Consider the following 21,792-nt stretch of genomic DNA (forward strand, 5'->3'; position numbering starts at 1 on the left):
GTGTGAAAGACAATGGGTTCGGCTTGTCGACTTCGACAGGCCATGCCCCTTAAGGAGAGGACGATGGTTGCGGTAAGAAGTGCACATTTAAATAAAGCTGGTGAGTTTGATCCCAAGAAATGGATCGCGAGTCTGGGGATCTCCAGCCAGCAGTCGTGTGAACGCTTAGCCGAAACCTGGGCGTACTGCCTCCAGCAGACACAGGGGCATCCGGATGCGGATCTGCTGCTGTGGCGTGGCGTGGAGATGGTAGAAATTCTCTCCATGTTGAGCATGGATATCGACACGCTGCGTGCAGCAATGCTGTTCCCTCTGGCTGATGCCAACGTGGTAAGTGAAGACATCCTGCGCGAGAGCGTGGGCAAATCCATTGTTCATCTTATCCACGGCGTGCGTGATATGGCGGCGATACGCCAGCTTAAAGCCACGCATACCGATTCAGTTTCTTCCGAGCAGGTCGATAACGTCCGCCGCATGCTGCTGGCAATGGTAGATGACTTCCGCTGTGTGGTCATCAAGCTGGCAGAGCGGATTGCCCATCTGCGTGAAGTGAAAGACGCGCCGGAAGATGAACGCGTTCTGGCGGCAAAAGAGTGCACCAATATCTATGCACCGCTGGCCAACCGTTTGGGAATCGGGCAATTAAAATGGGAGCTGGAAGATTATTGCTTCCGTTATCTGCACCCGGCTGAATACAAACGCATTGCCAAGCTGCTGCATGAACGTCGTATCGACAGGGAGCATTACATTGATGAGTTCGTTGGTCATTTGCGCTCAGAGATGAAAACGGAAGGCGTCAAAGCTGAAGTGTACGGGCGTCCGAAGCATATCTACAGCATCTGGCGCAAAATGCAGAAAAAGCAGTTGGCCTTCGATGAACTGTTCGATGTGCGCGCAGTGCGTATCGTGGCAGAGCGTTTACAGGACTGCTATGCCGCGCTCGGGATAGTACATACTCACTATCGCCATCTGCCGGATGAGTTTGATGACTACGTCGCGAACCCGAAACCCAACGGCTACCAGTCAATCCATACGGTTGTGCTGGGGCCGGGCGGGAAAACCATTGAAATTCAGATCCGTACCAAACAGATGCACGAAGATGCCGAACTGGGCGTCGCGGCGCACTGGAAGTACAAAGAGGGCACCGCTTCAGGCGCGGCGCGCTCTGGTCATGAAGATCGCATTGCATGGCTGCGTAAGCTGATCGCCTGGCAGGAAGAGATGGCAGATTCCGGTGAAATGCTGGATGAAGTTCGTAGCCAGGTCTTTGATGACCGCGTGTATGTCTTTACGCCGAAAGGCGACGTTGTGGATCTGCCTGCAGGCTCCACGCCGCTCGATTTTGCTTACCACATTCATAGTGATGTGGGGCATCGTTGCATTGGCGCGAAAATTGGTGGACGCATCGTACCGTTTACCTACCAACTGCAGATGGGCGATCAAATTGAAATTATCACCCAGAAACAGCCAAACCCAAGCCGCGACTGGTTGAACCCTAACCTTGGCTACGTAACCACCAGTCGTGGGCGTTCGAAGATCCACGCCTGGTTCCGTAAACAGGACCGTGATAAGAACATTCTTGCAGGTCGCCAGATTCTCGACGATGAGCTGGCGCATTTAGGCATCAGCCTGAAAGAAGCGGAAAAACATCTGCTGCCGCGCTACAGTTTCAATGAGCTGGATGAACTGCTGGCGGCGATTGGCGGAGGAGACATCCGCCTCAACCAGATGGTGAATTTCCTGCAGGCGCAGTTTAATAAGCCAAGCGCTGCCGAACAGGATGCCGCCGCGCTGAAACAGCTTCAGCAGAAAACGCACGCACCGCAGAGTCGCCGTAAAGACGACGGTCGTGTTGTGGTGGAAGGTGTAGGTAACCTGATGCACCACATCGCTCGCTGCTGCCAGCCGATTCCAGGCGATGAGATTGTCGGGTTTATTACCCAGGGACGCGGTATTTCCGTGCACCGGGCGGATTGTGAACAGCTGACTGAGCTGCGTTCCCATGCGCCGGAGCGTATTGTTGATGCGGTCTGGGGCGAAAGTTACTCTGCAGGGTATTCGCTGGTGGTTCGCGTCCAGGCCAACGATCGCAGTGGCTTGTTACGTGATATCACCACGATTCTCGCCAACGAGAAGGTGAATGTGCTGGGAGTTGCCAGCCGGAGTGATACCAAACAACAGCTTGCCACCATTGATATGACCATCGAAATCTACAACCTGCAGGTGCTCGGGCGCGTGCTCGGCAAGCTGAACCAGGTACCGGATGTGATCGACGCGCGTCGTCTACACGGTAATTAATCATTATGTAGGCCGGATAACCTTGTAGGCCTGATAAGACGCGTTAGCGTTGCCATCAGGCATTGCTATGTTGCCTGATGTCGCCTTGTCCGGCCTACCGTATTGAAATTTCAGGATATTCCAATGAATCAAATCGACCGACTGCTCGGTATTATGCAGCGCCTGCGCGACCCGGAGAACGGCTGTCCGTGGGACAAAGAGCAGACATTCGCCACTATTGCTCCTTACACCCTCGAAGAGACTTATGAAGTGCTGGACGCGATTGCGCGAGAAGACTTCGACGACCTGCGTGGAGAGTTGGGGGATCTGCTGTTCCAGGTGGTGTTTTACGCCCAGATGGCTCAGGAAGAAGGGCGCTTCAACTTTGATGATATCTGCGCAGCGATAAGCGATAAGCTTGAACGCCGCCACCCGCATGTTTTTGCTGATGTTTCTGCAAGTAACAGCACCGAGGTGCTTACCCGTTGGGAGCAAATCAAAACCGAAGAACGTGCTGAGAAGGCACAGCATTCCGCGCTCGACGATATTCCCCGTAGTTTACCGGCATTAATGCGCGCCCAAAAAATCCAGAAACGCTGCTCAAATGTTGGCTTCGACTGGAAAACATTAGGACCGGTTGTCGACAAGGTTTACGAAGAGATCGACGAAGTCATGTTTGAGGCGAAGCAGGCTGTTGTCGACCAGGCTAAACTGGAGGAGGAAATGGGCGATCTGCTGTTTGCCACGGTCAATATGGCCCGGCATTTAGGCACTAAAGCAGAGACTGCTTTGCAAAAAGCGAACGAGAAATTTGAGCGACGTTTTCGTGAGGTTGAGCGAATTGTGGCTGCTCGCGGTCTGGAAATGACTGGTGTTGATCTGGAAACTATGGAAGAAGTCTGGCAACAGGTAAAACGGCAGGAAATTGATCTCTAAGGGATTTCGTCGGTCAAGGGCGATTTGTGTGATTTTTTAAATAACAAGCGCTTGATTTACGTCAAAAACATTTACCCCAAAGGGGCTATTTTCTCACTCCCGATGTTAATGTGAGCCTGGTGAAGAGGAGGAATAATGAAAGTTTGTGGCGCTCGTCATGTTCGGGTATACTACTTTCCCGTCTTGGTAATTCCATCGTTTCACCCTAACTTCTCAGGTCCAGCATGACAACGAACTATATTTTTGTGACCGGCGGGGTCGTATCCTCTCTGGGAAAAGGCATTGCCGCAGCCTCCCTGGCAGCCATTCTTGAAGCCCGTGGCCTCAATGTAACCATGATGAAACTGGATCCGTACATCAACGTCGATCCAGGTACTATGAGCCCAATCCAACACGGGGAAGTGTTCGTTACCGAAGACGGCGCTGAAACCGACCTGGACCTGGGTCACTACGAGCGTTTCATTCGTACCAAAATGAGCCGCCGCAACAACTTCACTACGGGTCGTATCTACTCCGACGTTCTGCGTAAAGAACGCCGTGGCGACTACCTGGGCGCGACCGTTCAGGTTATCCCGCACATCACGAATGCCATTAAAGAGCGTGTTCTGGAAGGCGGTGAAGGTCATGATGTTGTTCTGGTTGAAATCGGCGGAACCGTTGGGGATATCGAATCTCTGCCGTTCCTTGAAGCGATTCGCCAGATGGCCGTAGAAATTGGTCGCGAGCACACGCTGTTTATGCATCTGACGCTGGTTCCGTACATGGCGGCGGCAGGTGAAGTCAAAACTAAACCGACTCAGCACTCTGTAAAAGAGCTGCTTTCTATCGGTATTCAGCCAGATATCCTGATTTGCCGCTCCGATCGCGCAGTTCCGGCTAATGAACGTGCAAAAATTGCATTGTTCTGTAACGTTCCGGAAAAAGCGGTGATTTCTCTGAAAGATGTCGATTCCATCTATAAAATTCCGGGCCTGTTGAAATCTCAGGGCCTTGACGATTATATTTGTAAACGATTCAGCTTGAACTGTCCGGAAGCTAATCTGTCAGAATGGGAACAGGTTATCTACGAAGAAGCTAATCCGGCAGGCGAAGTGACTATCGGTATGGTCGGCAAGTACATTGAACTGCCGGATGCCTATAAGTCAGTTATCGAAGCGCTGAAGCATGGCGGTCTGAAGAATCGTGTCACCGTCAATATCAAGCTGATCGACTCACAAGATGTCGAAACGCGTGGCGTTGAGATCCTGAAAGGTCTTGATGCCATCCTGATCCCTGGCGGCTTCGGCTACCGTGGTGTTGAAGGTAAAATCGCGACGGCGCGCTTTGCGCGTGAGAACAATATTCCTTATCTGGGCATTTGCCTGGGTATGCAGGTTGCGTTGATTGAGTTTGCACGTAACGTAGTGGGTATGGACAACGCCAACTCCACGGAATTTGTGCCAGACTGTAAGTACCCGGTGGTGGCCCTGATTACCGAATGGCGCGATGAAGACGGTAACGTCGAAGTCCGTACCGAGAAGAGCGATCTGGGCGGCACTATGCGTCTTGGTGCGCAGCAGTGTCAGTTGAGCGACGATAGCCTGGTTCGTCAACTGTACGGCGCGCCGACAATTGTTGAACGCCACCGCCACCGTTACGAAGTCAACAATATGCTGTTGAAACAGATTGAAGCTGCGGGTCTGCGTATTGCAGGCCGTTCCGGTGATGATCAGTTGGTCGAGATCATTGAGGTACCGAATCATCCGTGGTTCGTGGCCTGTCAGTTCCACCCGGAATTTACTTCCACGCCACGTGATGGGCACCCGCTGTTTGCCGGCTTTGTGAAAGCCGCCAGTGAACATCAGAAGCGTCAGGCGAAGTAAGAAGTAAATAAGTTAGAACGGCAATGCACCCATCAGGGTGCATTGTTTGTCTGGAGTTTTAGTTTAACTTGTACTGAGGAAAATCTAATGTCCAAAATCGTTAAAATCATCGGTCGTGAAATCATCGACTCCCGTGGTAACCCGACTGTTGAAGCCGAAGTACACCTGGAAGGTGGTTTCGTTGGTATGGCAGCAGCTCCGTCAGGTGCTTCTACTGGTTCCCGCGAAGCACTGGAACTGCGCGATGGCGACAAATCCCGTTTCATGGGTAAAGGCGTACTGAAAGCTGTTGCAGCTGTTAACGGCCCAATTGCTCAGGCTCTGCTGGGTAAAGATGCTAAAGATCAGGCTGGCATCGACAAGATCATGATCGATCTGGACGGTACTGAAAACAAATCCAACTTCGGTGCAAACGCCATCCTGGCTGTGTCCCTGGCGAACGCCAAAGCAGCAGCAGCTGCTAAAGGCCTGCCGCTGTATGCACACATCGCTGAACTGAACGGTACTCCGGGTAAATACTCCATGCCGGTTCCGATGATGAACATCATCAACGGTGGTGAGCACGCTGACAACAACGTCGACATCCAGGAATTCATGATTCAGCCGGTTGGCGCTAAGACTCTGAAAGAAGCCGTTCGTATGGGTTCTGAAGTGTTCCACAACCTGGCTAAAGTTCTGAAAGCTAAAGGTATGAACACTGCAGTTGGTGACGAAGGTGGCTACGCGCCGAACCTGGGTTCCAACGCTGAAGCTCTGGCTGTAATCGCTGAAGCGGTTAAAGCAGCTGGCTACGAGCTGGGCAAAGACATCACTCTGGCGATGGACTGTGCAGCTTCTGAATTCTACAAAGACGGTAAATACGTTCTGGCTGGCGAAGGCAACAAAGCATTCACCTCCGAAGAATTCACTCACTTCCTGGAAGAACTGACCAAACAGTACCCGATCGTGTCCATCGAAGATGGTCTGGACGAGTCTGACTGGGACGGTTTCGCATACCAGACTAAAGTACTGGGCGACAAAATCCAGCTGGTTGGTGACGATCTGTTCGTAACCAACACCAAGATCCTGAAAGAAGGCATCGAAAAAGGCATCGTTAACTCCATCCTGATCAAATTCAACCAGATCGGTTCTCTGACCGAAACTCTGGCTGCGATCAAAATGGCGAAAGACGCTGGCTACACCGCTGTCATCTCTCACCGTTCTGGCGAAACTGAAGATGCTACCATCGCTGACCTGGCTGTTGGTACCGCTGCAGGCCAGATCAAAACTGGTTCTATGAGCCGTTCTGACCGCGTTGCTAAGTACAACCAGCTGATTCGTATCGAAGAAGCTCTGGGTGAACAAGCACCGTACAACGGTCGTAAAGAGATCAAAGGTCAGGCGTAATCCTGTTCTTTAACTCTTAACGTAAAAACCCGCTGCGGCGGGTTTTTTTATGCTTTTAAAGCAGTAGAGGAAGTGTTGCGCTGGCGGTTTGCTGGCTCACATCACTGTACTTTTCATCCAGCGCAATCAGCGACGTGGTGAGAAGTTCTACCAACAGCATCACACCCACCTTGGCGTTTAGCGCACCAGCACTCAACGGACCTTCTGGTTTGGCTGCGACCAGTTGAATATCGCTCAGCGAAGCCAGCGGACTGCGTGGTGTATTACTTAGCGCCAGTACGCGCACGCCTTGCTTACGCGCCAGTTTCACGACATGCAGCAGATCGCGCGTGGAGCCTGAACTGGAGATCGCTACCACGAGCGTATTTTTGCTAAGCGTAGTGGCATTCATGGCTGCGCGGTGCATGTCGCTGAACAGTTGCGCGGGTTTGCCGAGGCGCAGGAGTTTGTAATGTAAATACTCCCCCAGAATAGCGCTGGCCGCTACGCCATAAATCTGTACCGACTGAGCCTGATGTAGCGCCAGAGCGGCGGATTCCAGTAATGTCCTGTCGAGTAACTTTGCTGTGTCCTGCAGCGCTTGCACGGATTCATTGACCACATTGTCAATTTCATCCCCGCTGTGCTCTACCGGCTGTCCTTGCTGGAGATCGAGAGCCAGCGCCATTTTGAATTCGTTATAACCCTTACACCCAAGCGTGCGGCACAGACGTGTGACGCTCGCCTCGCTGGTGTCGCTTTCACGCGCCAGTTCGGTAATCGTCAGGTAGACAACTTTTGCCGGATCACTAAGCACAAACTCTCCCAGCTTCTGCTGTGTTCGGCTATATCCGTCAACGCCCTGGCGCAATCTCAGCAGCAGGTTTTCATTTTCTGACATGCAAAATCCTTAATGCGTTTCTCTGCTGATAGTGTGGCGGAAAGCAGGGGAGAGATGCCAGTCATTTTAAAAAAGTATGATCGGCTTCCTGGTTTTTGATGATAATTTTCATTTATAAAATTAATTATGGTAAAAATTTTCATCATTAATCGGGGAGATGAAAAAATGATGCAAATGTTTAGCGGCGCCTCATCGGGCGCATGGTTTGAAAAGGCACAGCGGTTTGGCAAATCGTTCATGCTGCCGATTGCGGTACTGCCCGCTGCGGGGCTGTTGTTAGGGATTGGCGGTGCGCTGTCGAATCCAAACACATTGACGGCGTATCCGTTTTTGGACGTTGACTGGTTACAGGCAATCTTCACGATCATGACCAGCGCAGGTTCTATTGTGTTTGCCAACCTGTCGGTGCTTTTTGCGGTGGGTGTGGCAGTAGGATTGGCGAAAACGGACAAAGGCACCGCCGGGCTTGCTGCATTGCTGGCATTTCTGGTGATGAACGCCACCATCAACGCTTTATTGACACTCAACGGAACGCTGGCGCACGAGAATCCCGGTGCCGTAGGCCAGGGGATGACGCTGGGTATTCAGACGCTGGAAACAGGCGTATTTGGTGGGGTGGTGATTGGGCTTGTCACCTGCGCGCTGCATAGCCGTTTCAATAAAGTCTCGCTGCCTCAGTTCCTTGGTTTCTTCAGCGGTTCGCGCTTTGTGCCGATTATTAGCTCCCTTGCCGCGATTGTAGTGGGTGCGGTCATGACGGTGGTTTGGCCGCATTTCCAGAAACTCATTTTTGGACTGGGTGGTCTGGTGGATGCGACCGGTTATCTGGGTACGCTGTTGTACGGCTTCATCCTGCGTATGCTTGGCCCACTGGGGTTACACCATATCTTTTATTTACCGTTCTGGACCACAGCGCTTGGCGGGAGTGAAATCGTCAACGGCCAGTTGGTTGAAGGTACGCAGCGTATTTTCTTCGCGCAACTTGCCGCTCCGAATACGCAGCAGTTCTATGCGGGCACCTCGCGCTTTATGTCCGGGCGCTTTATCACCATGATGTTTGGCCTGCTTGGCGCATGTCTTGCGATGTACCATACTGCAAAACCAGAGAACAGAAAGCTTGTCGCCGGACTGCTGTTGTCTGCGGCCCTGACCTCTTTCCTGACGGGGATCACTGAGCCTATCGAGTTCTCCTTCCTGTTTGTCGCACCTGTGTTATACGTCATTCACGCCTTCTTCGATGGTCTGGCGTTTATGATGGCGCATATTTTACATATCACCATCGGGCAAACCTTTTCGGGGGGGCTTATCGATTTCCTCCTCTTCGGTGTGCTACAGGGGGAAGCTAAAACCAACTGGATGTACGTACCTATGGTGGGGATCCCGTGGTTCTTCCTTTACTACTTCACCTTCCGCTATTTGATTAACCGCTTTAACTGGTTGACGCCTGGTCGTGAAAACGCAGCACCGACTGAATCCGGCCTGCCGCAAAGTGAGCGTGCTGCGGCTGTGATTGCCGGACTGGGAGGTAAAGAGAATCTGGAAGAGGTGGACTGTTGCGCCACACGTCTGCGCGTGACGGTAAAAGAGAGTAGCAAGGTCGATGAAGCGGCGCTGAAAGCGACCGGAGCGCGTGGCGTAATTATTCGCGGCAACGGGGTTCAGGTGATTTATGGACCGCATGTCACCATCATCAAAAACGAAGTCGAAGAGATCTTATCGTAATGAAAACTGTACTGGATTCCCTGAAAGGTAAATTAATCGTCTCCTGCCAGGCGCTGGAAAATGAGCCCCTGCACAGTCCGTTTATTATGTCGCGTATGGCGCTGGCGGCAGCGCAGGGAGGTGCTGTAGGTATTCGTGCGAACAGCGTGGTGGACATTCGCGCGATCAAAGAGAGCGTCTCCCTGCCGGTGATTGGGATTATCAAGCGCGATTATCCGGGTAGCGATGTGTTTATCACGGCCACCCTCAAGGAAGTGGATGAGCTAATGACCGTTGAGCCGGAGATTATTGCTCTGGATGCGACAGCGCGCCCGCGCCCAGGAGGACAAACGCTGGAAGAATTAGTTATGCAAATCCGCGCTCGCTACCCGTCTGTGCTGCTGATGGCGGATATCGCCACCATAGACGAAGCGGTGACAGCTGAGCGTCTGGGTTTTGACTGCGTGGGCACCACGCTCTACGGCTATACCGCTGACACTGCCGGGCATGTGCTGGCGGAAAACGACTGCGGTTTTTTACGCGAGGTATTGGCGGCGGTCAGCGTACCTATCGTGGCAGAAGGAAACGTCGATACTCCGGAACGTGCCGCACGATGCCTGGAATTAGGTGCCCATACCGTGGTGGTTGGTGGCGCTATCACGCGTCCGCAGCAGATAACGGCACGCTTTGTCGCGGCGATCGCCTCGTAAAGCATCGATGGGGCATGATACTTTGGCGGGGATCTGCGATAATTATCGTTTATCCCCATATTGAGAGCGCTATGCAGTACCCGATTAACGAGATGTTCCAGACCCTGCAAGGTGAGGGTTACTTTACCGGCGTCCCCGCCATTTTTATTCGTTTACAGGGATGCCCGGTTGGCTGTGCCTGGTGCGATACCAAACACACCTGGGATAAGCTTGAGGATCGGGAAGTCTCCCTGTACAGCATCCTGGCCAAGACCAAAGAAAGCGACAAATGGGGGGCGGCGAGCAGTGAGGATCTGCTGGCAGTCATTTCGCGTCAGGGGTATACCGCCCGTCACGTGGTGATCACCGGCGGCGAGCCCTGCATTCATGACCTGATGCCGCTGACTGACCTGCTGGAAAAGAACGGCTTTAGCTGCCAGATTGAGACCAGTGGTACTCACGAAGTACGCTGTACGCCGAATACCTGGGTGACCGTATCGCCGAAGGTAAATATGCGTGGCGGTTATGATGTGCTGTCGCAGGCGCTGGAGCGCGCGAATGAAATCAAACATCCGGTTGGTCGCGTTCGCGATATTGAAGCGCTGGATGAACTGCTGGCGACGCTGAGCGACGACAAACCACGAATCATCGCCTTACAGCCAATCAGCCAGAAAGAAGATGCGACGCGTTTGTGTATTGATACCTGTATTGCGCGAAACTGGCGTCTGTCGATGCAAACCCATAAATATCTGAATATTGCCTGATAATTCTGCCGGGTGGATTTCATCCGCCCGGCGTACTGATTACGCGTTTGACCAGCTTTGAATGGCGTCAACGTTATCCAGATTACCGTGAGTGACCTCATACGACTTTTTCAAAATCACATCGGTATACTGAGTTAAATCCCTGAAGATTCCTTTATTTAGCGCCTCATAGCGTTTGGCGTTTTGTTCAACTGGCATAAACACATCTTTGACCCGGACCATATTTTCGATGGCCGCCTCGTAGGAAGGATACAGACCCAACCCTACCGCGGTGTTGATCGCCGCTCCGAGGCTCGCGCAGCCGTTAATGGCGTTACGCCTGGCCGGGAGGTTGAATACATCGGCAAAGATTTGCATAAACAGGTCGCTGTTTGACCCCCCACCGGTAATGATGATGTGCTTAGCGAAATGGTTCATTTCATTGCACATATTGTCGTAGTTATTCTTTAACGTCAGCGCCACGCTCTCCAGAATCGAGCGGTAAATCCACGCATAGTCCATGCTGGAGTCAAAGCCTATCATAATGCCGCGTTTGTAGGGCTCCCATGGGTTGGTCAGCCAGTCGAGCACGGTCATCAGGCCGTTACAGCCCGGAGGGACAACTGAGGCTTTTTTGTTGAGCAGATCCTCCGGTGAGAGCCCCTGCGATTTGGCATCCTGAATCAAGGATTCGCCCAGCATGTCCCGCAGCCAACTGACCGTCCACATCCCTTTACGAATGCCATACCCTTCATACAGCAACGTTTCAGGAATGGAAGACATAATCGGCCAGTATGCGACGGGATCCTTCGGCAACGCTTTACCGTTCATCATCAGAGCGATATAGGTGCCTAACGAAATCACCGCTGTTTCATCGTCCAGCAACCCTGCGCCGAGCGCTTCGACCGGCTTATCGCTGGTGGTGCAGACAACGGGTAAACCCGCCGGAAAACCGGTAGCGAAAGCCGCCTGTTCGGTAAGATGACCTAAGATTGTCCCCGGCATCTGCACATCGAATAGCATGTGGCGGGGAATGTTAAACTTCTTCATGACCTCATCATCGTCGCTCCACGACCAGGTTTTATAATCCACCGGCCACTGGCCAAAGTAATTGGCGATGTTGTCTTTAAACTCGCCGGTTAAGCGGTGCGACAGGTAGCCCGAAAATGAGGTAACCCAGGCCACATCAGGATTGGTATGCTCATAAGGTCGGGTGACGCGGGCGTCCTGCCAGCTGATTAACGGTTCCGCAGGTGTGCCGTCAGCTTTGAGTAGCGCGCGGCAACAGCGGATAGAACCCAGCCCGATGCCGACAATATCTTCTTTATGGCCTGCAAATTGATTCATCAGATCTTTTCCGGCGAAGCATAAAGAGGTCCATAAATCATCGTCGGGATGTTCTGCCGTATCAGCATCCGGGGTGTACATCTGCTGTAACAGGCCTTTTCCTTCACAGACCACATTCCCCTGCAGATCGTACATCACTACTTTAGTGCTTTGGCTCCCGCCATCGATTCCAATGATGTATTTCTTTGACATGATTATTTCTCCTTTAAATTGTCATCATCACTAGCCGGTTGTTTCAGCGGCCTGTGATGTCATCTTTTCCGGTGCGGTGTTAGCGGTGCGAATTTTGCGAAACAATAAGAAAGTGAACAGGATGACCAGGCATAGCGCCGCCAACCCCATTAACCACATGTTGCGATAGGCTTGTGCCGCCGGGAGCGTGTCCTGCCAGTGGCCTACGATCGGATAAACAAACACGTCGGGTAGAAAACCGATCACTGAACAGATCCCCACGGTGGTTCCCATGATGTAAGACGGCGTTCTGGCTTCGCCGGGACAGGCCCAGTAGAGTCCACGCGAGGCGTAACAGGTGAATCCCAGTAACAGAATCAGGCCGATACCCATGGCGACGGACTGCGGGTTCGAGTTGGTTGCCAGCAGCGCGATAAGCGCCAGCAAGCCAACGATAGACAGTAACTGAATGACGCGGGTCGGCGATTTCACCTTGCTATAGGTGGTAATAATGCCGCCCAACGGCCCGCAAATGGCACGGAAAATCTTGTTGATGACAATGCCCATGTAGCTGGCCGCGACCAGCGACATACCGTACATTTCGGTCAGATAATTAGTGGAGTAGCTGAGGATGGCGTAGATCGTAAAGACGCCAAAAATGACCATGCTGCAATACCAGGTTGTACTGATGCGCAGCACCGCGAGAATATCGCTGAGCTGGAAGGAGTGCTTTTCTTCTTTCGCCGCGATGCTGTGGCTGTTACCGTCGCTGACGAAGAACCAACACAAAATTCCCAGTAGGATGTAGACCACGCTATAAATCAGGATCACGGCTTTCAGGCTATTGCTGTCATCGGGGGCGAAACGAGAAAAGACCCACATGGTAAATACGGCCAGTGACATGACCCCAACACCGCGCAGGCCTTCCATCCAGCCCATGATCTTCCCTTGTTCGCTGTGATCGCCCAGCAGCGAAGCGGCTTTAATGGATACCGACCACAGCATCAGGATGGTAGTGATGGCAAATGCAACCTGAATACAGAGCATGACCCACAGCGGTGGATACGTCATCATCAGCAAACCGAGCAATCCGGTAATAATCATCGCTAAAGTAATCATTTTGCGATGCGAGAACTTATCGGCAATAACCCCGCTGGGCGCATACAAAATAATAGCTGCAATACCAAAGGTACTCATTATTAATCCGATTTCGGTATTGCTAAACCCCATGAATTTTGCCATGGGAATTTGATATATATAACGTAAATAAGCCAGATCAAAACTAACACCGCCGCTGAAACTAATAATTGCGAGGGTTATCCAACGGCGATATGAATTGTTATGCATATTGAATTCTCATGTTTAACAGACAAAAAAAAGAGAAAAGTAAACCGCCCTTTCAGGTGGATTACTTTTCTCAGGTCTCTAGTAATTGCGCTTAGAAATAACATGGACAGGTTGATTATAGTGTGAGAATAATCACGATTCTTGTTTTTGGCTATCATGACAAAATTAACGAGTATCTGTGATTTTGATCACGTTAGATAATTTATGGTTGTGCTAAAAATTTAGTCCAGTTACCAGAGATAATGAGAAAGGTGACTTCCCTCTTGCGGGGGAAGTTGCCTTTCTTTTTTTTTGCCTAAAGGAATTTGGAGCTAACTATGTCAATCGAATCTCTCAACGCATTCTCAATGAATTTTTTCTCCCTGAAAGGGAAAACGGCGATCGTTACGGGCGGCAACAGCGGTCTCGGTCAGGCTTTCGCGATGGCGCTGGCGAAAGCGGGGGCAAATCTGTTTATCCCAAGCTTTGTAAAAGATAACGGCGAAACGAAGGAAATCATTGAGAAACAAGGTGTTGAAGTTGAATTTATGCAGGTAGATATTACCGAAAAAGGCGCGCCGCAGAAGATTATCGCCGCCTGCTGCGAGCGTTTTGGCACCGTCGATATTCTGGTGAATAATGCCGGAATTTGTAAGCTGAATAAGGTGCTGGACTTTGGTCGTGCGGACTGGGATCCGATGATTGATGTTAACCTGACGGCGGCCTTTGAACTAAGCTATGAAGCTGCAAAAATTATGATTCCGCAAAACAGCGGTAAAATTATTAATATCTGCTCTTTGTTCTCTTATCTTGGCGGTCAGTGGTCACCAGCCTATTCGGCTACCAAACATGCACTGGCTGGTTTTACCAAAGCATATTGCGATGAATTGGGGCAATATAATATTCAGGTTAACGGTATCGCACCGGGATATTATGCGACAGATATTACGCTGGCCACCCGCAGTAACCCGGAAACCAACCAGCGGGTATTGGATCATATCCCGGCGAATCGTTGGGGAGATACTCAGGATTTAATGGGGGCAGCGATATTCCTCGCCAGTCAGGCGTCTAATTATGTTAACGGTCATTTACTGGTTGTCGACGGCGGTTATTTAGTTCGTTAAATCTTGTCGATAGTTTCTGTTTTATTCATTATTCTGTTAATTATCAGGAAGGAATGACTATGTCTTTATCTCGCGAAGCGATCGTTGACCAGTTAAAAGAAATTGTTGGACCCGATCGCGTAATTACCGATGAAACGGTATTAAAGAAAAACAGTATTGACCGCTTTCGTAAATATGCTGATATCCATGGCGTCTTTACGCTGCCGTTACCGGCTGCGGTTGTTAAGTTAGGCTCGACCGACCAGGTTTCTAACGTGCTGGCCTTTATGAACCAGAATAAGATCAATGGCGTTCCGCGTACCGGTGCCTCTGCGACGGAAGGGGGGCTGGAAACTGTGGTTGAGAATTCCGTGGTGCTGGACGGCGCCGGAATGAACCAAATCCTGAATATTGATATCGAGAATATGCAGGCGACCGCACAATGTGGTGTACCGCTGGAAGTGCTGGAAAATGCGCTGCGGGCTAAGGGCTACACCACCGGACACTCGCCGCAGTCTAAACCTCTGGCGCAGATGGGCGGCCTGGTGGCAACCCGCAGCATTGGTCAATTTTCCACGCTCTACGGCGCAATTGAAGATATGGTTGTCGGCCTCGAGGCCGTACTGGCGGACGGCACCGTCACCCGCATCAAAAACGTCCCCCGCCGCGCAGCCGGCCCGGACATTCGCCACATCATTATCGGCAACGAAGGTGCACTGTGCTATATCACTGAAGTAACAGTGAAAATATTCAAGTTTACCCCGGAAAACAACCTCTACTACGGCTACGTTCTGGACGATATGAAGGTTGGCTTTGAGATTCTGCGTGAAGTGATGGTGGAAGGCTATCGTCCTTCAATTGCACGACTGTATGACGCCGAGGATGGCACCCAGCACTTCACCCATTTTGCTGATGGCAAATGCGTGCTGATTTTTATGGCTGAGGGCAACCCGCGGCTGGCGAAAGCCACCGGGGAAGGCATTGCGGAAGTTGTGGCACGCTATCCGCAGTGCCAGCGAGTGGACAGTAAGCTGATTGAAAACTGGTTTAATCACCTGAACTGGGGGCCGGAAAAAGTGGCTGCCGAACGTGTGCAGATCCTGAAAACCGGTAATATGGGCTTCACTACTGAGGTTTCAGGCTGCTGGAGCTGCATCCATGAGATCTATGAAAGCGTAATCAATCGTATTCGTACCGAGTTCCCGCATGCGGATGATATCACCATGCTGGGCGGTCATTCCTCCCACAGTTATATCAATGGTACCAACATGTACTTTGTGTATGACTACAACGTGGTGAACTGTAAGCCTGAAGAGGAAATTGATAAGTACCATAACCCGCTCAACAAGATTATCTGCGAGGAGACGATTCGCCTCGGCGGTTCTATGGTGCATCACCACGGCATTGGCAAGCATCGCGTTCACTGGAGCAAGCTGGAACATGGCAGCGCGTGGGCTTTGCTGGAAGGACTGAAGAAGCAGTTTGATCCGAACGGAATTATGAATACGGGCACGATCTACCCGATTGAGAAGTAGTTATTTATACGGCTTCTCAAATGAGGAGCCGTAATTTTACCGGACTATGAAGGGGTAGAAATGAACACTTCACCGGTGCGAATGGATGATTTACCGCTAAACGGCTTTCACTGCCGTATTGCCGCGCTGACTTTTGGCGCACATCTTGTTGATGGCTATGTCCTTGGTGTCATCGGTTACGCCATTATTCAGCTCACTCCCGCTATGCATCTGACGCCTTTTATGGCTGGTATGATCGGCGGCGCGGCGCTGTTAGGCCTTTTTATCGGCAGCCTGATTCTGGGATGGATTTCGGATCACTATGGTCGACAAAAAATTTTCAACTTCAGCTTTGTACTGATCACCGTCGCCTCATTTCTTCAGTTTTTTGCCACCACACCCGAGCAGTTGATTGGCTTGCGGATCCTGATAGGGATAGGGCTGGGCGGAGATTACTCTGTGGGGCACACGCTGCTGGCCGAGTTTTCACCGCGCCGACACCGTGGGATTCTGCTCGGTGCATTTAGCGTGGTATGGACAGTGGGTTACGTACTGGCAAGTATTGCTGGCCATCATTTTATTAGCGAAAACCCGGATGCCTGGCGTTGGCTGCTGGCATCGTCTGCTTTACCTGCGCTATTGATTACGCTGCTGCGCTGGGGAACGCCAGAGTCGCCGCGCTGGCTGATGCGTCAGGGGAGGTTCGCTGAAGCTCATGCCGTGGTGCACCGCTGTTTTGGTATGCACGTACAACTGGGCGATGAGGTAACGAAAGAGACGAATAAACATATCAGAACCCTGTTCTCATCACGCTACTGGCGGCGCACGGCTTTTAATAGCATCTTCTTTGTTTGCCTGGTTATCCCTTGGTTCGTTATCTACACCTGGCTACCGACGATTGCCGAAACCATTGGTCTTGAAGACGCGTTAACTGCCAGCCTGTTGCTGAATGCGCTGCTGATCGTGGGCGCGCTGCTGGGTCTTGTATTAACACATCTGCTGGCCCATCGCCATTTTCTGCTCGGCAGCTTTTTGCTGCTGGCGACGACATTAATCGTGATGGCCTGCTTACCGCCTGGCAGTCACTGGACGCTGCTGCTTTTTGTCTTATTCAGCACCACGATTTCGGCGGTCAGTAATCTGGTGGGGATTTTACCGGCGGAAAGCTTTCCCACCGACATTCGTTCGCTGGGGGTGGGATTCGCCACCGCTATGAGCCGACTCGGCGCAGCAATCAGCACCGGTTTGCTGCCATGGACTCTGGCGCAATGGGGGATGACGGTCACGCTACTGCTATTAGCTGGCGTATTGCTGATCGGCTTCGTGGTGACCTGGCTATGGGCACCGGAGACCAAAGCGTTGCCGCTGGTGGCAGCCGGAAGCGGCGACCAAAGACAAGGAGGTACAAATGAACATTCTGTTGGCGTTTAAGCCCGAGCCCGACGCCAGCATGCTGGCAGAAAAGGACTGGCAGGCCGCCACGCTGAGTACCTGCGGGCCGGATGTTTCGCTATTGCGCAACGCTATCGGTGCTGATGAACAGGCCGCTGCCGCGCAGCTATTGGCCCAGCGTGGTGCGGGCTGTGAGATGACCCTGACCGCATTAAGCATTGGTGATGAGAGGGCACTTCACTGGCAGCGTTATTTTGCCGCGTTAGGTTTTGAGCAGTCGGTGTTGCTGGAGACAGCGGCGGATCTGCGCTTTGCGCCAGAGTTCATTGCCCGGCAGATTGCCGACTGGCAGGGCAGACACGGTACTGAACTGATTGTCACCGGCTGTCAGAGCAGCGAGGGGCAGAATGGGCAAACACCATTTTTGCTGGCGGAAATGCTTAACTGGCCCTGTTTCATCCAGGTCGAACGCTTTACCCTTGAGCCACCTTTCATTGTCGTCGAACAGCGAACGATATCCGGTATCCGCCGTTGCCGGGTGCGGCTCCCGGCAGTGATTGCAGTCAGACAATGTGGTGAAGTGGCGCTTCCTGTACCGGGAATGCGTCAGCGTCTGGCCGTGGCAAAAGCGGAGATTGTGCGCCAGCCCGTGTCCTGCGATGAAATCCCCAACGTTCAGTGCCAGAAGCTGACTCGACCGACGCAGCGGCGCTGCGCCATGATAATCGACGGTGCGACGGCGCAGGAAAAAGCCCTGCTATTGTGGAACGACTATTTGCGCAAGAGGATGCTGCCATGAAGATCGCGCTGATTACGCAAAGTGGCGAATGTGCGGCAATCGCCAACTGGATTGCAGAAAACGGACTTTCTAACATGGAACTGGAGCGCTGGACCCTCGAGCCGCCGCCGGATGTTGCAGAGCAGGTGCTGGATGCGCTGGCGGCGCAGTGGTTGCTGACGCCGGCCGATATCCTTATCTTTCCTGCCGGGCCGCTGGGGGATGAGCTTGCGACGCGACTGGCCTGGCGACTGCATGGCGGCAGTCTTTGCCAGGTACAGACGCTGGAGGCGCAGCAGAGGTTGGTTAACAAATCTCATTGGGGAAATGCGCTGACGGCAACATTGCACGTTACCGCGCGTCCCTTATGTATTTCTCTGACGCGCGAGCCCGAATTGAGCGCGTCGGGAAAGGATCTGCCTGCGATGGCGGAATACCGGATTGTACCTACACTTGCTCCAGACTGGCTGGAGAGCGTGGAAAGCATTGAGCGCGTCACTGCTCATCCTTTGTTACAGGCCGGGCGCGTGCTGGTGGTCGGGCAGGGAAGAAGTGACGTCAGTGCCGATAAAATTACCGCGCTGGGTCAGGCGCTTGGCGCTGAAGTGGGATACAGCCGTGCGCGGGTGATGAATGGTGGCTTTGACGCTGAGCGCGTGATTGGTATCTCGGGCCATCTGCTTGCGCCGGAAGTCTGCATTGTTGCTGGAGCCTCCGGTGCGGCGGCGTTAATGGCCGGAGTTCGTCAGAGCCGGTTTGTGGTGGCGATAAACAGCGATGCTGGCGCGCCTGTCTTTTCGCAGGCAGACGTCGGGATTGTGGATGACTGGCTGCCGGTACTGGAGACGCTGGCACAACTGCAATAATGTCTGGTAGTGCTGCGCTTTGTAGGCCGGATAAGGCGTTCACGCCGCCATCCGGCATCTCGGGCTAATTCAGCTTTTTGGCTAACGTCCAGACGTCGGTGTTGGTGGTAGAAAGTGCCGCCACACCGGCCTTCATCGCATTACGCGCATCCTCTTCATCGCAGACCAACCCGCCAGCTATCAGCGGCTGGCGTATTTTTTCTGTCACCCATCCCAGCACTTTCGGCATACAGCCTGGCAGGATCTCAATACAGTCCGGGTTCGACTGTGCAACCTGCTTATCAATGTTGTGAAAAGAGATCGAGTCGACGATAAACAGGCGATGGATACAGAAAAAGCCCTCCGCCCGCGCCGCTTTCAGCATCGATGCTTTGGTACTGATAATGCCATCCGCCTCGGTGACCAGCTTCAGAAACTGGATAACAACCTCTTTATTCGACGCCCCCTCCAGCAGATCCACGTGGATAAAGGCGTATTTACCGGCATTTTTAATTTTCTTCACGATATTGCTGATCGTGCAGATATTACCGTACAGAACAGAGATGAACTGGCATTCGGAATCGATGGCTAATTGCAGGCTGGCGTTGTCTTTCACGGCGGCAATCACCGGATTCTGGCGAAGCAGGTGTAACAGGGGCATAGAATATCCTTGAAAATTAGCCAAATCGGTAAGTGATGCCAAACCCGGATGCGGGATAGCGCCACTGTTGCAGCGTGGTTTCATCGCACAGCAGTCGACAGGTACCACACTCCAGGCAGCCGCGAAAGTCGATTTTAAGTTCGCCTTCCGCCGCGAGGGAAAAGAGCCCGGCAGGGCAGGAGGCGATCAGCCGTTGTGCCGTTTCGTTATCGACTCTGGTCGCCGGTACAATATGTGAAATGTCGGCGGGACGCCAGGCGTTGCGGGTTACAGACATCGTAAGCTCCTGATAATATCGCCTGCCAGATGGCGCAGGCCGTGACGACGAAACTGACGCCAGACTATCTGGCGCAGCGGCGCTACCGGGCGGTAGCCCTGATGCCAGAGTTCTCGGGAGACAGACTCCATCAGTTCCGGCCACTGGCGATACCATCCGGGGCGTTCCAGCAATGCAGGAACATCCCTGTAGCGTTGCAAAACTGCCCACAGCAGGCTGTGCTGGACGTCCTGATGGTAGGCCGGAAACAGGTTTTGCGGCCCATGCTTCTGGCAGGCATTAATCAATGTTTGCGCGGCTGCCTGAGCGCCGATCAGCGCCATATCCATGCCGCGTACGGAGAAACCGGTATTCACACAACTGCGTAGTGCATCACCGACGAGCAGCCAGCCTTCTCCAGCGAATTGTACTGGCAGGCTGTGTAAGCCGCCTTCCGGAACCAGATGTGCGCCATACTCCAGCGGTTCGCAGCCTCTGAGCAGCGGATGCAACGCAGGATGTATCTTGAGTCGCTCCAGTAGTTCAGACGCAAGGGTAGTGCTTTGCGCCACCGAGGAAAGCGGGCAAACTACACCGAAAGAGAGCGTCTCTTGATTGGTATAGAGAAATGCACCGCCGGGCAGTTCACCGCAAATATCGCCGCTGAACAGCATTGCCGCGCCTTCGTCTTTGGACAGGCGGAAACGTTCTTCAAGTAACGATTTATCCAGCGCCAGCGTCTCTTTAATCCCTAACGCCATCGAGGTGGTTGAGGGGCGCGGCAGGAAGCCATAGCGTTCCGCCAGCACGCTGTTCGCTCCTTCAGCCAGCACCACATAGCGGGCGCGCAACGTCTCATTATCGGCAATTACGCCGCACACTCTGCCATCTTCAAGATGCAGCGCATCAACCGTCACACCGGTAATCAACTGCACGCCTTCGGCTTCAGCCTGCGCGACGAACCACGGGTCGAAGCGGGCGCGCAGCAGACTCCATGAGTCACCGTCGGGTTGCAAACTGGAATACGTTGTTGCGCCATCACGCGTTAATAGCGAGATATTTTCCTGGGTAATTCTACGTTCAAGCGGGGCCGAGTGTTGGAAGTGGGGGAGAAGTTCGCTGAGCGCATGAGTATACAGACGCCCACCGGAAAGGTTTTTACTGCCGGGAAGTTCGCCGCGTTCAAGAAGCAGAACTGAAAGCCCTGCGCGTGCGCAACGTAAAGCACAAGCGGTGCCTGCTATCCCTGCACCGATGATAATGATATCGAAATCGTCTGACATGTTGTGCTCCAGATATCCAGAGCACATAACCCTAACAGAGTGTCAGTTAAGGAAAATTGACCGTTGCCACAGACGTTACAATCACTCGCCGCGGTACACGCAGCCTGCTGTGCAGGTCTCTTTCACCATTACGGCACTCAGCAGAGGGACAACCGGTTTAACCTGATCCCAAATCCATTTGGCCAGCACTTCACTGGTTGGATTTTCTAAGCCAGGAATATCGTTCAAATAGTAGTGATCGAGTCTGTCGTAAGTCGGCTTAAACGCGGCTTTTAACTCAGCAAAATCCATGATCCAACCGGTATGCGGATCGACTTCACCGGTAATTTCAAGACGCACCATAAATGAGTGACCATGCAGGCGGCCACACTTATGCCCTTCCGGTACGTGCGGCAGGCGGTGAGCGGCTTCGAAGGTGAAATCTTTAAACAAGGTGGTGGACATTATTTACTCTCAAGAATGCGAAAAACCGCCGTAGGGTACCGTAAAGCACAATTTTTATCATTAGTTAAAAGGGCGCTAAGCATCAGAACGTCATATTTACGCTGTTAATGTTTGATAACTATTTATATATCATATAGTTATTAAATCGGTTTTGTCGTTAATGACTATAACTAAAACAGGTTAGTCCATTTGGTTATT

The 21,792-nt window shown here is 52.4% G+C and carries 18 protein-coding genes and 1 pseudogene; 12 read left to right on the plus strand and 7 right to left on the minus strand.

Annotation, left to right across the window (positions count from 1 at the left end; genetic code table 11):
- Positions 1-63 precede the first annotated feature (63 nt).
- The 4 genes from relA (at position 64) to eno (ending at position 6,461) form a co-directional block, all read left to right on the plus strand.
- A complete protein-coding gene (relA, locus tag OGX67_RS12900; RefSeq protein WP_003034123.1) occupies positions 64-2,298 on the plus strand; it encodes a GTP diphosphokinase in 2,235 nt (744 codons plus the stop codon).
- A 123-nt stretch (positions 2,299-2,421) separates the two neighbouring features.
- The gene (gene mazG / locus OGX67_RS12905) at positions 2,422-3,213 is read left to right on the plus strand and encodes a nucleoside triphosphate pyrophosphohydrolase (RefSeq protein ID WP_003840346.1); all 792 of its coding nucleotides are present in this window, start codon (positions 2,422-2,424) and stop codon (positions 3,211-3,213) included.
- Positions 3,214-3,437: 224 nt separating this feature from the next.
- On the plus strand, positions 3,438-5,075 hold the full coding sequence (gene pyrG / locus OGX67_RS12910; protein WP_003034127.1) for a glutamine hydrolyzing CTP synthase: 1,638 nt from the start codon (positions 3,438-3,440) through the stop codon (positions 5,073-5,075).
- An 87-nt stretch (positions 5,076-5,162) separates the two neighbouring features.
- Positions 5,163-6,461, plus strand: a complete 1,299-nt coding sequence (gene eno / locus OGX67_RS12915; protein ID WP_003034129.1) for a phosphopyruvate hydratase — start codon at positions 5,163-5,165, stop codon at positions 6,459-6,461.
- Between the two features lie 55 nt (positions 6,462-6,516).
- Here eno and OGX67_RS12920 read toward each other — a convergent pair whose 3' ends face one another.
- Positions 6,517-7,341, minus strand: coding sequence for a MurR/RpiR family transcriptional regulator (locus tag OGX67_RS12920; RefSeq protein WP_003034131.1), 825 nt, complete (start codon positions 7,339-7,341; stop codon positions 6,517-6,519).
- 165 nt (positions 7,342-7,506) lie between these two features.
- Here OGX67_RS12920 and OGX67_RS12925 point away from each other — a divergent pair, with 165 nt between their 5' ends.
- The 3 genes from OGX67_RS12925 to queE all read left to right on the plus strand — a co-directional run bounded on the left by OGX67_RS12925 (position 7,507) and on the right by queE (position 10,495).
- The gene (locus OGX67_RS12925; protein ID WP_257651623.1) at positions 7,507-9,063 is read left to right on the plus strand and encodes a maltose/glucose-specific PTS transporter subunit IIC; all 1,557 of its coding nucleotides are present in this window, start codon (positions 7,507-7,509) and stop codon (positions 9,061-9,063) included.
- Positions 9,063-9,752 carry an N-acetylmannosamine-6-phosphate 2-epimerase gene (locus OGX67_RS12930; protein ID WP_048218506.1) on the plus strand — a complete coding sequence of 230 codons (690 nt, stop codon included), beginning with the start codon at positions 9,063-9,065 and terminating at the stop codon, positions 9,750-9,752. The genes OGX67_RS12925 and OGX67_RS12930 overlap by 1 nt, the downstream gene beginning before the upstream one ends.
- 71 nt (positions 9,753-9,823) lie before the next feature.
- Entirely contained in the window at positions 9,824-10,495 is a 672-nt protein-coding gene (gene queE / locus OGX67_RS12935) for a 7-carboxy-7-deazaguanine synthase QueE (RefSeq protein ID WP_003034139.1), read from the plus strand.
- A 39-nt stretch (positions 10,496-10,534) separates the two neighbouring features.
- On the opposite strand, the gene OGX67_RS12940 is transcribed toward queE, so the two are convergent.
- Together OGX67_RS12940 and OGX67_RS12945 are read right to left on the minus strand one after the other, a co-directional pair.
- Positions 10,535-12,013 carry an FGGY-family carbohydrate kinase gene (locus OGX67_RS12940; RefSeq protein ID WP_061547660.1) on the minus strand — a complete coding sequence of 493 codons (1,479 nt, stop codon included), beginning with the start codon at positions 12,011-12,013 and terminating at the stop codon, positions 10,535-10,537.
- Between the two features lie 30 nt (positions 12,014-12,043).
- Positions 12,044-13,339 carry an MFS transporter gene (locus tag OGX67_RS12945; RefSeq protein WP_257651622.1) on the minus strand — a complete coding sequence of 432 codons (1,296 nt, stop codon included), beginning with the start codon at positions 13,337-13,339 and terminating at the stop codon, positions 12,044-12,046.
- Between the two features lie 317 nt (positions 13,340-13,656).
- Between OGX67_RS12945 and OGX67_RS12950 the strand changes: the two genes are divergently transcribed.
- From OGX67_RS12950 to OGX67_RS12970, 5 genes and pseudogenes are all read left to right on the plus strand, one after another.
- Positions 13,657-14,442 (plus strand): SDR family oxidoreductase, encoded by a 786-nt coding sequence (locus OGX67_RS12950; protein ID WP_016154226.1) that lies wholly within the window; start codon positions 13,657-13,659, stop codon positions 14,440-14,442.
- Between the two features lie 59 nt (positions 14,443-14,501).
- Positions 14,502-15,956 (plus strand): FAD-binding oxidoreductase, encoded by a 1,455-nt coding sequence (locus tag OGX67_RS12955; protein WP_257651621.1) that lies wholly within the window; start codon positions 14,502-14,504, stop codon positions 15,954-15,956.
- A pseudogene (locus OGX67_RS12960) lies at positions 15,946-17,366 on the plus strand (MFS transporter). The gene OGX67_RS12955 and the pseudogene OGX67_RS12960 overlap by 11 nt, the downstream one beginning before the upstream one ends.
- Positions 17,344-18,126: an adenine nucleotide alpha hydrolase family protein gene (locus OGX67_RS12965; protein WP_257651620.1), complete on the plus strand. Its 783-nt coding sequence runs from the start codon at positions 17,344-17,346 to the stop codon at positions 18,124-18,126. Before OGX67_RS12960 ends, OGX67_RS12965 begins: the two are co-directional and overlap by 23 nt.
- Positions 18,123-18,971: an electron transfer flavoprotein subunit alpha/FixB family protein gene (locus OGX67_RS12970; RefSeq protein WP_257651619.1), complete on the plus strand. Its 849-nt coding sequence runs from the start codon at positions 18,123-18,125 to the stop codon at positions 18,969-18,971. Before OGX67_RS12965 ends, OGX67_RS12970 begins: the two co-directional genes overlap by 4 nt.
- A gap of 64 nt (positions 18,972-19,035) precedes the next feature.
- Here the strand turns inward: OGX67_RS12970 and OGX67_RS12975 are convergent, their stop codons facing one another.
- The 4 genes from OGX67_RS12975 to queD all read right to left on the minus strand — a co-directional run bounded on the left by OGX67_RS12975 (position 19,036) and on the right by queD (position 21,594).
- On the minus strand, positions 19,036-19,611 hold the full coding sequence (locus OGX67_RS12975; RefSeq protein ID WP_061547655.1) for a glycerol-3-phosphate responsive antiterminator: 576 nt from the start codon (positions 19,609-19,611) through the stop codon (positions 19,036-19,038).
- 16 nt (positions 19,612-19,627) lie between these two features.
- A complete protein-coding gene (locus tag OGX67_RS12980) occupies positions 19,628-19,888 on the minus strand; it encodes a ferredoxin family protein (protein WP_061547654.1) in 261 nt (86 codons plus the stop codon).
- On the minus strand, positions 19,879-21,150 hold the full coding sequence (locus tag OGX67_RS12985; protein ID WP_061547653.1) for an FAD-dependent oxidoreductase: 1,272 nt from the start codon (positions 21,148-21,150) through the stop codon (positions 19,879-19,881). Before OGX67_RS12985 ends, OGX67_RS12980 begins: the two co-directional genes overlap by 10 nt.
- 81 nt (positions 21,151-21,231) lie before the next feature.
- Positions 21,232-21,594, minus strand: a complete 363-nt coding sequence (gene queD, locus OGX67_RS12990) for a 6-carboxytetrahydropterin synthase QueD (protein WP_006687049.1) — start codon at positions 21,592-21,594, stop codon at positions 21,232-21,234.
- Between the last annotated feature and the right edge of the window lie 198 nt (positions 21,595-21,792).

Source organism: Citrobacter sp. Cf118 (assembly GCF_030334095.1).
Taxonomy (GTDB): Bacteria; Pseudomonadota; Gammaproteobacteria; order Enterobacterales; family Enterobacteriaceae; genus Citrobacter; species Citrobacter freundii.

Bases quoted from the DNA above. Each gene is read 5' to 3' on its own strand.
- OGX67_RS12970 (WP_257651619.1), top strand. From the start codon at position 18,123: ATGAAGATCGCGCTGATTACGCAAAGTGGCGAATGTGCGGCAATCGCC.
- mazG (WP_003840346.1), top strand. From the start codon at position 2,422: ATGAATCAAATCGACCGACTGCTCGGTATTATGCAGCGCCTGCGCGAC.
- OGX67_RS12950 (WP_016154226.1), top strand. From the start codon at position 13,657: ATGTCAATCGAATCTCTCAACGCATTCTCAATGAATTTTTTCTCCCTG.
- OGX67_RS12945 (WP_257651622.1), bottom strand. From the start codon at position 13,339: ATGCATAACAATTCATATCGCCGTTGGATAACCCTCGCAATTATTAGT.
- OGX67_RS12920 (WP_003034131.1), bottom strand. From the start codon at position 7,341: ATGTCAGAAAATGAAAACCTGCTGCTGAGATTGCGCCAGGGCGTTGAC.
- OGX67_RS12965 (WP_257651620.1), top strand. From the start codon at position 17,344: ATGAACATTCTGTTGGCGTTTAAGCCCGAGCCCGACGCCAGCATGCTG.
- OGX67_RS12930 (WP_048218506.1), top strand. From the start codon at position 9,063: ATGAAAACTGTACTGGATTCCCTGAAAGGTAAATTAATCGTCTCCTGC.
- queD (WP_006687049.1), bottom strand. From the start codon at position 21,594: ATGTCCACCACCTTGTTTAAAGATTTCACCTTCGAAGCCGCTCACCGC.
- OGX67_RS12985 (WP_061547653.1), bottom strand. From the start codon at position 21,150: ATGTCAGACGATTTCGATATCATTATCATCGGTGCAGGGATAGCAGGC.
- relA (WP_003034123.1), top strand. From the start codon at position 64: ATGGTTGCGGTAAGAAGTGCACATTTAAATAAAGCTGGTGAGTTTGAT.
- OGX67_RS12980 (WP_061547654.1), bottom strand. From the start codon at position 19,888: ATGTCTGTAACCCGCAACGCCTGGCGTCCCGCCGACATTTCACATATT.
- OGX67_RS12925 (WP_257651623.1), top strand. From the start codon at position 7,507: ATGATGCAAATGTTTAGCGGCGCCTCATCGGGCGCATGGTTTGAAAAG.
- OGX67_RS12955 (WP_257651621.1), top strand. From the start codon at position 14,502: ATGTCTTTATCTCGCGAAGCGATCGTTGACCAGTTAAAAGAAATTGTT.
- eno (WP_003034129.1), top strand. From the start codon at position 5,163: ATGTCCAAAATCGTTAAAATCATCGGTCGTGAAATCATCGACTCCCGT.
- queE (WP_003034139.1), top strand. From the start codon at position 9,824: ATGCAGTACCCGATTAACGAGATGTTCCAGACCCTGCAAGGTGAGGGT.
- pyrG (WP_003034127.1), top strand. From the start codon at position 3,438: ATGACAACGAACTATATTTTTGTGACCGGCGGGGTCGTATCCTCTCTG.
- OGX67_RS12940 (WP_061547660.1), bottom strand. From the start codon at position 12,013: ATGTCAAAGAAATACATCATTGGAATCGATGGCGGGAGCCAAAGCACT.
- OGX67_RS12975 (WP_061547655.1), bottom strand. From the start codon at position 19,611: ATGCCCCTGTTACACCTGCTTCGCCAGAATCCGGTGATTGCCGCCGTG.